Source organism: Sphingobacterium sp. ML3W (assembly GCF_029542085.1).
GTDB lineage: Bacteria > Bacteroidota > Bacteroidia > Sphingobacteriales > Sphingobacteriaceae > Sphingobacterium.
In genome coordinates, this window is record NZ_CP107036.1 from 2,746,339 (window position 1) to 2,759,229 (window position 12,891).

7 protein-coding genes are annotated in these 12,891 nt (G+C 41.5%); 1 reads left to right on the forward strand and 6 read right to left on the reverse strand.

Going from position 1 to position 12,891, the window contains the following annotated elements; translation table 11 throughout:
* Nucleotides 1–106 precede the first annotated feature (106 nt).
* The 4 genes from OGI71_RS11840 to OGI71_RS11855 form a co-directional block, all read right to left on the reverse strand.
* Entirely contained in the window at nt 107–2,338 is a 2,232-nt protein-coding gene (locus OGI71_RS11840; protein WP_282255662.1) for a glycoside hydrolase family 3 C-terminal domain-containing protein, read from the reverse strand.
* Nucleotides 2,339–2,801: 463 nt separating this feature from the next.
* Entirely contained in the window at nt 2,802–4,748 is a 1,947-nt protein-coding gene (locus OGI71_RS11845; protein WP_282255663.1) for a right-handed parallel beta-helix repeat-containing protein, read from the reverse strand.
* Between the two features lie 62 nt (nt 4,749–4,810).
* On the reverse strand, nt 4,811–7,090 hold the full coding sequence (locus tag OGI71_RS11850) for a hypothetical protein (protein WP_282255664.1): 2,280 nt from the start codon (nt 7,088–7,090) through the stop codon (nt 4,811–4,813).
* 38 nt (nt 7,091–7,128) lie between these two features.
* Nucleotides 7,129–9,381, reverse strand: a complete 2,253-nt coding sequence (locus OGI71_RS11855) for a hypothetical protein (protein ID WP_282255665.1) — start codon at nt 9,379–9,381, stop codon at nt 7,129–7,131.
* A 562-nt stretch (nt 9,382–9,943) separates the two neighbouring features.
* Here OGI71_RS11855 and OGI71_RS11860 point away from each other — a divergent pair.
* Nucleotides 9,944–10,825, forward strand: coding sequence for an AraC family transcriptional regulator (locus OGI71_RS11860; RefSeq protein WP_282255666.1), 882 nt, complete (start codon nt 9,944–9,946; stop codon nt 10,823–10,825).
* Here OGI71_RS11860 and OGI71_RS11865 read toward each other — a convergent pair.
* Nucleotides 10,812–11,243, reverse strand: a complete 432-nt coding sequence (locus OGI71_RS11865) for an L-rhamnose mutarotase (RefSeq protein ID WP_282255667.1) — start codon at nt 11,241–11,243, stop codon at nt 10,812–10,814. The genes OGI71_RS11860 and OGI71_RS11865 overlap by 14 nt on opposite strands.
* 79 nt (nt 11,244–11,322) lie before the next feature.
* Entirely contained in the window at nt 11,323–12,882 is a 1,560-nt protein-coding gene (locus tag OGI71_RS11870) for a sodium/solute symporter (protein ID WP_282255668.1), read from the reverse strand.
* Nucleotides 12,883–12,891: the final 9 nt, after the last annotated feature.

The window sequence follows — 12,891 nt, forward strand, 5'->3', positions numbered from 1 at the left end:
AAGGATAACAGTACTGGGATCATTCCGAAAATTGCTTTCATTTATTATTATTTATTCGTTCATTATTTAAAGACATGGATCTATACAAGTCTTCTTCTATATTGCCTTAATAAGGTCGATACGCTGTTCCTTGCATTGTGATTTCACGCTCCACTCCAACAGATTTCCCCGGTTGACCGCCTCCGATATATATTTTCACAGATCCCATTTTTTGTATCAATTCACCTTTTTCGTTTACCAAGGCCAAGTCTTCTGGTGTCAGTGTGAAAGTTATTTTTTGAGAACGTCCTTTTTTGACGAACACGCGCTGAAATCCCTTTAAAGCACTGTTTGGAACCTTATCGTTCCCTTCTTTCGGATGAACAACATATAATTGTACAACCTCATCTCCATCACGCTCACCCGTATTTGTAACTTGTACCGTGACTTGAATATCTGTTCCCGTTTCCACCATCGCCGGAGCATTTAGCTGATCGTATTCAAAATTAGTATAGCTCAGGCCGTAACCGAACGGATAACGTACTTCACCTTTAAAGTAACGGTAAGTTCGGTTTGCCATCGAATAATCCTCAAAACCAGGTAAATCGGCATCACTCTTATAGGTTGTTAAAGGCATACGGCCCGCGGGATTATACCGACCAAAAAGCACATCGGTAATGGCATCCCCAGCAGCCTGTCCACCATACCATGCCTGCAATATAGCATCGACATGTTGCGATTCCCAGTCAAAACTCATCACAGACCCCGACATATTAACCAAAATAAGAGGTTTTCCTGCCTTCCTCAGTTCTTTCAAAAGCGTAGTTTGTACCTCAGGAGAAGCCATAGTAGAACGGTCGCCGTTCACAAAAGCACCATAGCCCGCTGCGCCTGCATCGCCTGCTTCACCTTCATAATCTGCAGTTATACCACCAACAAAGACAATAACGTCTGCTGCACTAGCATTTTTAACAATTTCTTCAAAAGAAGGACCGCCATCTATTTTTTTCATGATTTCAGTTCCTGCGAAATAGTCAATGGCGATTTGCTTACCATAACGTTTTTGTAAACTGCTCAATGGGGTTATGATTTCTGAGGGGGTACCAAAATAATTGGCTAACTGCGCATGTCCATTATTGGCATTGGGGCCGATCAAAGCAATTCTTTTTATTTTATTGGGGTCAAGGGGTAGAATACTGTGCTCATTTTTCAATAGCACCATAGACTCCTGTGCCATTTTATAAGCATGTGCTTTATGTGATTTACTTTCGATAACCTCACGACCGATCTTCGCATAAGGCACGAGCTCCTGTGGATCAAACACGCCCAATTGAAACCAGATCTGTAAAAGTCGGGTCAAGGATACATCGATATCTTTTTCAGATAAAGCACCTTGCTTTACCCCCTGTTCCAGCAATTGATATAAATTGCCACATTCAAGATCTGTTCCCGCTAATACGGCAGCACTAACGGCCGCTGTATTATCCGGATGTGTATTATGCCCACTGGCAAAATCATTAATACCGCCGCAATCCGATGTCACATAACCTTTAAAACCCCATTGCTGACGTAAAATATTATTGAGCAACACATTATTTCCGCAACAAGGCATTCCATCCAAACGATTATAGGCGCACATGATACCATGTACCTTAGCTTTTACGACCAATTGGCGAAACGCAGGAAGGTAAGTATCCCAAAGATCATAAGGTGTTACTTCGGCATTAAAAGAATGTCTGTTATGCTCAGGTCCGCTATGCACAGCATAATGCTTGGCCGCAGCAACTGCCTTTAGATAATGCGGATCATACCCCTCCAGTCCCTGAACAATTGCTGTTCCGATCTGTCCAGTTAAATAAGGATCCTCACCATAAGTTTCCTGTCCCCTTCCCCACCGTGGATCGCGAAAGATATTGATATTAGGTGTCCAATAGGTCAAACCCCGGTAACGTTTACCTGTCTTTCCGGTCTTTAAATCCTCATTGAAAAGCGCCCGTCCCTCAGTCGACGTATAATCGCCCATCTGTCTGACCGCTACCGTATTGAAGGTTGCAGCCATCCCTATTGCCTGTGGATATACAGTTACCTTTTCTGCTGTACGGGCGACACCGTGCAGTGCCTCATTCCACCAATCGTATGCTGGAATGTCCAATCGTGGAATTCCTTTAAACTCATGTTTCATCATCTGCACTTTCTCGGATAAAGTCAGTCGTGCAATCAGATCTTGTATACGTTCTTCGCGGCTCTTTTTCATATCTAGGAAAGCATAATTTTTGCTTTGTGCCATAGCCTGCTTTCCTCCACATACAAGCAATAGAAAAAGTATAGTCAATTGCGAAAAACAACAGTTAAATTTCATCGTTATATTTATTAATCAGTAATGATTTTCTCTTTTCAATTGTTCCAAAACAGATTATCTTTATATCCACCATTGCAAAGTCGAATCGGCTAGCGCTCTGTTGATCAAATCAAATTGTTTCGTTCCAGAGACCAACTACAGGACAATGTATTCTAGCGAACAGACGCCAGATAAAAGCGGTCTCCTTTTTTCCTATCTATTTGTAGCCGGTTTCCTTTCATTAACAATGTCTTTTTCCCATTTTTTTGACAGGAAACCTGTTTACCCGGCCAGGGGTTATCCAAGATCAGCGGCAGTCTCTGTTCACTTGAAATTTCGACATAAACGACGGGCCCATTTTAGCGCCAGCCGGTGATCCATATTTAGATAGGTACTTAAATCCATCGCAAGCTATAATGACCTCAAAGAAAACAATCTTAAGATCTGACGATTTTATCATAACACTTTGTTGGGAAATTATCGGTTAACGTCGTAATTTTTTGGATTCAGACCATATCAATTGCGGTTTATCCCCTTTACTGATATATTCAAAAGGTCCGGGAAATGGGTTAGACGGCTTTCTTTTTTTGCCAAAATAGTCGCGATCAATCTGAAGTGTTGATCCATCATGATTCTCGAAAGGCAATTGCGAAATTACCGTTGGCAACAATGAATTAGAAGTCACCAGGTTCCTTTTTTGTTTTAACCATTTTTCGGAGAATGGAAATAATAGATAAACCTTGCCATCTTTTTCCATCACCTTAACTTCAGCTACTTCATTGGTATCAATTAATGCTCCCCTTTCCACCGCGGCATGAAGCGTATAGGATTTCATTCGCTGCCCGGCATCTGCGTGCACCTCGCCCATACGCGTATTTATCTTATCTGTGGTGAGCCCAATACTCCCTTCTGTGTACACATTTCCCTCAAGTAATACCGGAAGATAAGCTTTTGCATAATCGCTAATATCTGCACCTTTTGCGAAAATATTATTGATAAATTGTACATCGCCGCCTGGATTATCTTTTAGTGCTGTAAGTATTGTTGCATGAGGTCTTTGATAGGGTGTCAACCGGCTATCGTAAGCAATAACATCTATTTTTCCCGCAAAAAAATTATGGGCAAATGCTGTCCCCTGTGCATTCATCAACAGGCTTTTTGGCGATAGCATGATATTATTGGCTACGACAGTCGGGCCGTGTGTCACCTCTAAAAATAGATCAAGATCATTTTGGTACAATAGATTATTGCTGACCTGGGCCCCTTGGGCCATCCAATCTAGCCAGATTGCCTTATCAGTCCGAAAGATGCGATTATTACGAATATTCACATCCACTGCACCATGAAATTTTATTCCGGCCATCTCGGCTCCAGTAAATAAGCGTTCGATATGGATATCATGGATGGTATTGCCTTCGACTGTACTAAATGCACAGCCCATGCTCCCCACAACAGCAGCCTGTTCACAGTATGCAATCCTGTTATTACCTACATAATGACCACCAACACTGTCTTTGTTCCAACCAAAAGCAAGTGCTCTTTTTATTGTGCCGACATAGCCTTCGGCAGACTCCGTATCTTTATTATCGTAGTCATCGCCATATTTTCCCAATGCAATTCCAACACATTTAGAGTACTGTATGGTATTGTTTACGATGCGCCAGCCCTTGCTCCAATGTGTACCCAAAAGTCCCTCCTGCTCGGCTGTTGGCGGAGCCCAGTTGGTGGCTGCCTGTTCCAGTACAAAACCGTCCACGGTAATGAAATTGACAAAGGGTTGGTCGGGGTAGAAAACCCGACGGCGCACATTAATCTCTACTTGTTGCTGATTAGGATCTGCATGTGGAAATCGAGCCCATATTGATGTCTTCTCCTGATCTACCGAAGCCCACCATCCCTCCTTGAATGAATGATCTTTCAAGAGCTGTTCTTTAGAAGCGGCTTCCATCAGCCAATGTCCATTGAGATAAACTGCTCCGCGATGATATTTACGTTCTTTGGGTGTGGGCCAAAACCAGTCCCCCCGAATCTCCTCCTGATAGGGATTGAAAGCACCAAAGAATGAATTGGGTAATTCCAATTGCCAGATATCGTCTTGTAATAATTTCCAACCTTTCACTTCTTCCGACCCCTTGATGACTACCTTTGCGCCCTTCGCCGCACGGTAAGTAATCCGTTTTGTCTCCGAAAGCCCACCTCGTGGTGGAACAATATGCTCTCGATAGACTCCTTCATGGACTGTGATGATATCACCGGGCATAGCGAGCTTCGCAGCCGCCATGATGGTTCGAAGCGGCTTTTCCCGCGTACCATCCTGTCCATCTTTACCCCCGGTAGCAACATGATATTCCTTAGATTTCGATTCCGTTTGAGCGACCAAAGAACCGAAACTTAAGAAGAAACAACATACGATCAACAACTTTACTTTCATTCGCATCATTTAAGTTTTAGTAAAAGCCTGTATTCTGTATAAACGGAACTCAGGCTTTCTTTTTAATAACCTTTTGCTCGTGTCAATTTTGACAGGAGTTTTTTACCTGAACCATCTTTATTCACACGATAAATATTCCAATGATCTTTATCCAGTTCCTCCAGTCTAAAGCTCTGGCTTGGATCCACTAGATTCTTTTTCACCCATCTCGGAAAGGCATTTGCAGCACGTGCATTTTCCCAAGTACGGATTGTCTTGAAAATAGCATCCTTCTGTAGACAACTTTCCACCTGTTGCTGATTCAATTTCAGGCTATAAGTTGAACCCGTGCCTACAGACATCGCCTGGATATGTTCGTACTCTTCGACAGTGGATTTTTCTGTAATTGGGAAATTCCCACCCATACCTACCGGAAAGAAATTGGCATAGCAAACGTCACGTAAATCTTTACCCTGACTTGTCGCGCTCCCCCATTCCCGCGTCTGCGCATCGTACAGGTTCTTTCCTCCGCCAACATTCCATATACTTTGGTAATGCCAAGATCCCTCTGATAAAGTAGCACCAGTAAAGCGAATATCTGCTAGGCCATGTTGTTTCGCCCGTTCAAACATTTTACGGAAAAAACGTTTTGCGGAATAATAGCCATGACCATTGTTAAATAGAAATTCCTGACCGTCAAAATCATAATAGCCCAGACCATTGATCGCACATACATCGGCATAATATTCGGCTATTTTATCCTGTAATTGTATATTCGGGATCAGGCCATCATAACCATAATCAATGGTAACCTGTAGTTTATATAAAGTATCTTGCGCCTGATGAGCACTAGCCGTTGTTTTCCAATATCCTCTTTTTACATTCAATAGTCTATATGGTTTGGTGTCGCTTACACCCAAATAATGGATAAGCTCTTTTCCGATTTTAATCATATTCAAGCTTTTGACGTGCCCTTCCCAGCTTCCGATCTCCTCCAAATGCGTAGGGTCGTCTACATAGATTAAGGTATCAGTGCTACTGATATCTTTTGCTAGAAGTCTTTTTTGCTGATACCAGATGCTGTCGCTTGGAACGGGGCTCGCATCTTTTGTTCCCGGAGCCAGGGAATTTGTAATCGGTGTACGACCGATCACGATATTATGTTTAGCTGCTAATGCAGCATATTCCTTATGAGAAAGCGCATTCCCCTTCGAGAATTTCAACGGCTTATGTTCAAAGTTTTTACCATCAATATACCCCTCATTACCACGGTCTGGACGTAGAAATCCTTGGTCATACAAACTGATTGCCTTAAATCCCAAACGATCTGTATAATTGATCATATTATCGTAATGGCCGCCTTCAGTCAATATATCTGGTACATAGGCCGCGGGATCTTTCACCCACTTGCCATTTACTGTAGGGTATGGCAGACCTTCTTTACGCACAATATCTTGCACGACATCCATTAAAGCAGTACTATCAGGGCTACCCCAAAACGCGACCGTGGACCCGATAAAGTCTACTCCGGAAATAGGCTGCACCTGCAAATGGTTCGGCTTATTGGAAGGCATGTTCGGGATCAGCGAATAATAGACTTCGCGTGGACTTCTACGATCACGGGATTGGTAAGAAATTGAAATCCGTCCATTCTTATCAACCTCAGCCGCATTTCCATACATAATCCGATAATAGGGTTCTTTATGTGCATAAAAGGCGACATCACTGATACCGTTCCCCCCTAAAGTAAACACTTGTCCTTCGTGTAAATTATTTGGCAATGGAAAGCGTGAAGCATCCGGTGAATGGATAATATACTGAAACGGAGCCGCATCACCCTGAATATCTGCCGTTCCGCCCAAAGTATTATCATTTAAGGCCAGCATACCGATGGCATAATTAACGGATTCACTTGTATCCCTACTTACACCGATAATCTCCCCCAATAAATTGGTAATGTTTGTATGATAAGAACCCCATTGAATCGCCTCAATTTCCTCCGAATTGGTCAACGAGAGTAATTTCATCTTGAAATATTTCGCTTGGGGTAATATGCTGATTCGTGCTGTAGAACCGTTCGGATAGCGTAAAGTCATAATCTTATCACTTGCAGAATAACTAGCTTGTTCCGGATAGTTGTATAGTCGTTTCTTGGCATTATAAATCACCATTAAGGGCGAAGGTTTGTCTGCTGGGCTAAACTCACGGTTCGGTTTCTTTGTCATGTTCTGCATGCTCGTGATATAGCCCTTCTGGTCTATCACAATCTTAAAATAATCGGTTTTTAATGTTGTCTGACTATATCCTGCAGCTGATAGTGCCATCAACCCGAGACATAGTATTTTAGTTTTCAAAAATTTCATTAGCTTTATTTTTAAACATCTTATATGTACAGCCTTACTTATATCGTTATCTGAACCGTATCTCCGGCTTTTATCTTAATTTTTTTATTCCAGTCCAAAAAAGCATTTTCTCCCAAAGGTTTCGTTGCTTGGACGGCATCTTCTACCAGCACCGAGACATTCGCTTCATAGATTGTAGGATTGTACAATGTCACAGACACACCCTGACTTGTTTTCTTGATCGCTTTCACGATAATATGATCAAAGGCGTAAGCTGTTCCTTTGTCCTTGCGGACATAAATACCAGGGATTTCCAGAGCCATCAGTGCACCATTGGTTTCATTCCAACCTGTTTTACCACCATCACCGCGTGAACCCCGACTATCTGCATCACAATACGTCAGGCGTTCGGTAATCTTTCCATTTGGTTGGATACCTTCTGCATGAGCATGGATAACATCACGGATCAGGTCAGCGTACAAGCTTATTCCGGTTTCCCGGAAAAGTTTAAATAGCACATCACCGGACTGTGTACAGAAGCCTGGAGCACCATGCTTATTCTGCGTGCTGGCCCACACAGCTCCTGTTAGATTAGCTGCTAGCTTAGCCAGAGCTGTATTTTCGGGTAGCTGATAGGGGAAAGATACCGTCCACGATGCTGTATAATTTGCTAGATTTTTTGCCTGTTCCAGATACATCCGGTTTCCGGTCTGTTCAAAAAGTGTCATCAACGAAGTAGTCAAAGCGATTGCAGTTTCGGAGTCCGCATTTTGGAGTATATCGCCACAGGCTCCCGAAGTAAAACCAACAAGCGCAAAATCATCATAATATTTTTTTGCAGCCTCTTTTGCAATCAGCAGATAATTGTCATTTTTAAAATAGGAAGCCGCCAATGTGAGTCCCGCGACAGCCATCGCTCCTCCCGTGGTATTATAAGCTGCAACTTTACCAGATTCAACGGCTAAATAATTACCCCAGGTTCCTTCCTCATGCCAAGTTTTCACAAATGCATCCGCAAGTTGCCGAGTTGAGCTTTCCCACTCTTTGACAATCAAAGAAGATTTACCCTGTTTTTTCAATAACATAAACTGCTTCACCATCCAGTACAGGATATCGGCATTTTTACGCGTCAATCCAATACCTGGATTTAGTTTGGCGCCGTCCCGATAAATAACCTGTCCGTCTGAACCAAGCACATCATAGTAATAACCACTAGCTCCACGCCCCTGAGGAAGTGCAAAATTGAATGTGCTGTTCACTCGTCCAAAATGTACACTATCGCCCAGCGCAAGCATAGGATAGGTATTGATCAATCCACCAACCCAGCCATAGGACATCCAATCTGCGTTTTCAGGGCAGTAAAATCCTACCTTATCTTTTGAATAATAACGTTCATCAATATTTTTTGCCATGCGGGACAGGACTTCACTCATCGGCATTAAATTACGAGGAGTCGTTTCGCGGAGATGCAATTTTCGCTCCTGCATAAAACGATCGTAGAGGCTAGCGACATTCTCGGCTTGAAATTCTATCCTAGTGACCCGAATCTCAAGTTCATCACCTGGGGCTACAGTTATCCCACGATCGGGGCTATCGCTAAAACCGATAAACTCGGGTTTACGTGATCTTACTCCAGGAGCACTGACAACAAAGCTAGCCATGCTCCGATCTGAGCTTTCTTCAACAATTAATGCATGGTCTTTCACCTCACTTTTCCATGTGATACCTTGGTCTGTAAAAAGAAAAACTCCTCTTTTTTTCTTACGGTCCAGATAAGCCATCACGGGCGTGCTGGTATTACTTATATTGACCTCCAATTGGGAGCGTGCGCCAAATTCAGGTGAAAGTTGCGGAATCGGATTGGACGTCAATGCCAGATCCTTTCGATAATAATCCGTTTTGTCTAGACCCGTCGCATATTCGCGGTTAACAATCCGTTGTCTATTGCCATTATAGACAACAGCAGGAATCATGACAAAATTGTCACTAGACCAATCATATGCATCAAAAGCTACGGCTACCCCCACATCTTTCATCGCTTTTTTTGCTTTGAAGATAAAACGGTAGGTAACTTGATCACTATTCTTTTTTCTCAGAACTTCCTGCTTCACATGCCAATTGTCGGAATGAATGCCTATCACAGTACTTTCCTTTAATTTTGCACCCTCATAATGGCAGTCCAATAAACGGAATACCACATTTTTATCCTGTTGTCGGGGTAACCAGTCCTGCGAAAAACTACTGAATGTAGTCACACAGAACAACAGGCTTCCAACTATTTTCTTTAACAATATATTGTGTTTGTTTCTCATCTATTAGATTTATTATTCTGCTCATTAGTCGCTGGATAACATAATAATCGGTCCGTAATAACAGCCCAACTCCCACACAGGCCAAAAGATACCCTAAATTGTATCGCGACTTTTTCCATTTCTATACCATACAGTTTATGCAAATTACTTCTAGATCTTTTCATAGATTTGCTTTATCACTTGATCCACAACAGCATCGATTACTACTGATTATTTCTACCACAACATTGCAAAACTTATGAAATTCACATCAAGATCATCACTGTATTTCAATTTTATTCCCTGTTACGCTGAATTTATACTTTCCAGGCCATAAATAAACGCAGTCTATTGAATCTGGTTATTTATATCATTTACATAGCTCAGGTTATCCGTAAATTTCGCGATTATATAAAAACCGAACCACCAATAAATTGCTCTTTTATTATGTTATTTTGCACAGGACTTTTAATACATGAGCATCTCAAATGCTATAAATTAACAAAAATTTTCTCTACCTTTAACTAAATTATGCAACCGGTTGCTATAACGCTAGGATTTTTAACAATTTAAAGCTTTTATTATGATGCAGCATATTTATGAAAACTTTACATTTCCACCGGATCAATCATTTACCGTCCGTAGTGAAGAACTCGAAATCAAGAAATACACTTCTTTAAAGTCGCACTTGAATTTTGAAATTGCACTCTTGGAAAATTGTATGGGAAAGCGATTTATTGGGGATCACATTGAAGATTTTGAGGGTGATGAATTGGTACTATTGGGCAGTTATCTACCACATTGTTGGCAATATTATAATACCGTTGATACAAACAAACCAGCAAGTGCTACTATCATACATTTCTACCCTGATTTTCTGGGAAAAGATTTATTGACTAAGCCAGAGGCTATCCTCCTCAACCAATTGTTTATCAATGCTGCAAAAGGGGTTATATTTTCCGGCCCTATCGTCAGACAGGCCAAAGAAATCCTCAAAGAAATGTTGAACACAACGGGATTATCCCGTGCTGTATTGATGCTGCAGCTTCTAGACAAATTAGCCTTATCTAGATCTTATAAAACTTTATCTTCTCCTTCATTTAATATCATTGAAAATTCCAGTGATGCAAATCGGATCAATCGAGTTTTTGACTATATATTCCAGCATTTTAGGGAAGATATCACTTTACAGGATGTGGCTTCTGTTGTTCCCATGTCTTCCTCGGCCTTTTGTCGTTTTTTCAAAATGCAGACCAATCGGACTTTAGTAGATTTTATAAAAGAAATACGCATTGGTCATGCAGCCAAACTATTGATGGAAGGAAGGTACAATATTACAGAGACCTGCTATAAAAGCGGTTACAATAATATTTCAAACTTCAACAAGCACTTTAAGGATGTCAAAGGTAGCTCACCTCGTGAATTCCTAAAGCAATACCGTACGCCAGAAGCTATTTGTTTTTAAATTCGTAAAAAAGATCTGTTTCCACCCATGTCTGCTCTTGGCTGGTTCCACGAATACCTTGCTGGTATGAATTCATGAGGAGGTTCCATTCGGCACATTTCGGGCTGTAGGATTCGGCTATCTTACCCATCTTTGCCAGATCGGCACCCGAAGGTACACGAATTGTCATAACAATCAGTTTATCGAAACGGTAAAGTGCAATCCGCTGGTAGCCTGCCTTTTTAAAACCAGCTTCCACTTCAGGCCATACCTGCTTGTGATAAGTCAAGTATTTCTTTAATTTCTTGGCATCGTCTACAATATTGACAACAAAGACATGCTCTTCATAGTTTGACAACGGAAATTTTGACACCTCTCCTTTGCACATTACAAATAAAATAGCGCTACATAGCCCTAATAACCGAATAAGGATTTTCATTTCCAATTTGTTTATTCCATCAGTAAATGGTGCGATGTGTTGAAACCAGATTAGATCGGATACCAATTCACGAATAATGTCAATTAAAATAAATATAAATCATAATCATAACAATCGCTAAACCAGCCCAGCTCAGCCAGACAGATTTAGACTGCCCTTTTGTCTCTCTTTCTTTTCGTTCAAACAAAGTTGGTATTTCCATATTATCTTTGGATTTGGTCAAGAGTGACACCGTAACAATAACTAGGCTCAATGCGACAAAAATATAAAAAGAAAGCATTAAAAAATGCGGCCAGTAGCCCTGATAGGGATAATTTAAGACGTGGCAGACACCAAGCACCAAACAGGCCAGACCACCTCCATAGAGTACAACTTCAGCAGCAATACCATTGACACCACGCCAGATAATTCCCCAAAGAAAGACTACTGCCAGTGGCGGAGCCAGAATGGACACCAAGCCTTGTGTCAGATCAAAAAAACCCTTTCCGGAATAGGAAAATAACATCGCTATTCCAATCCCTACCAATGCGGCCAGCACCGTTACCCACTTCCCCATACGTGTTTGCTGATTACTGTTCAGCACTTTAAATTGTTGGACCACATCTAATGTAAACACCGTACAGAACGAATTTAAGCTGGACGACACCGTATCTACCAATGAAGCGATCAACGCCGCGATACTCAAACCCAATAAACCGTGTGGCATCAATTGCTTAATCATCGTAATATAAGCATTGTCTGGCGTGGTATCCCTAAATAACACAAAGCACATGATACCCGGCATAATAAATATAATCGGCATAATAATCTTAAGTGCACCGATAAATAAAGCTCCATATTGTCCTTCTTTTAGGTCTTTCGCTGCAAGCACTTTTTGTACAATCGTCTGATCCGCACACCAATAATAGATGGCCACCACAGGGTAGCCCAATACGATACCTATCCATGAATATTCCGGATTAGAGGCTGGCAGAAATAATTTCCAATAAGATTCTGGGGTTTGACTGGCCAGTGCATCAATAGAACCAATCTTTTGAAAGCCAAGGAAGGTTAAAATAACAGAGGATATGATAATGATCACAGACTGAAAAACTCCGGTACGAACGACAGCCTTCAATCCTCCTATTGCGGTAAAACTTGTAGCTACTACGGCAATGATTACGATGGCTGTAAATAGCTGGCAACCGAAAATACCGGAGATTAATAATCCCCCCGCATACAGAGCACTCCCCAACCATACGACCAATATGGAGATCAAACTGTATACAATAAGGAAGTTATAAGATCTTTTGCCAAAACGAATTAATAGAAACTGTGGGATCGTACTTATTTTGGCCTTCAGGTAGTAAGGTAAGAAAATCATCGCCAGCAACATCAGAAAAACCCAGGCAAGCAGCTCGAAATTACTAGCTACAATGCCATGAGAAAATCCAATACTCGCAAATCCGATCAACATCATTGGTCCTGCATTGGCGCCAAAGATAGAGAAACCGATCTGCCACCACTTCAGCGACCGTCCACCCAAAAATATATCTTGTTGATTTTTTTCCTTCTTACTGAAGCGAAAACCGATATAAAACAGAGCTATTGCATATAATACTAAAACCAGATAATCAATACTATTAAATGTTAGGCTCATTAGATTCTA

What these genes read in the sequence shown, in the direction of transcription:
- OGI71_RS11850 (WP_282255664.1), bottom strand. Translation starts at nt 7,090, where the DNA reads ATGAAATTTTTGAAAACTAAAATACTATGTCTCGGGTTGATGGCACTA.
- OGI71_RS11865 (WP_282255667.1), bottom strand. Translation starts at nt 11,243, where the DNA reads ATGAAAATCCTTATTCGGTTATTAGGGCTATGTAGCGCTATTTTATTT.
- OGI71_RS11845 (WP_282255663.1), bottom strand. Translation starts at nt 4,748, where the DNA reads ATGAAAGTAAAGTTGTTGATCGTATGTTGTTTCTTCTTAAGTTTCGGT.
- OGI71_RS11860 (WP_282255666.1), top strand. Translation starts at nt 9,944, where the DNA reads ATGATGCAGCATATTTATGAAAACTTTACATTTCCACCGGATCAATCA.
- OGI71_RS11855 (WP_282255665.1), bottom strand. Translation starts at nt 9,381, where the DNA reads ATGAGAAACAAACACAATATATTGTTAAAGAAAATAGTTGGAAGCCTG.
- OGI71_RS11840 (WP_282255662.1), bottom strand. Translation starts at nt 2,338, where the DNA reads ATGAAATTTAACTGTTGTTTTTCGCAATTGACTATACTTTTTCTATTG.
- OGI71_RS11870 (WP_282255668.1), bottom strand. Translation starts at nt 12,882, where the DNA reads ATGAGCCTAACATTTAATAGTATTGATTATCTGGTTTTAGTATTATAT.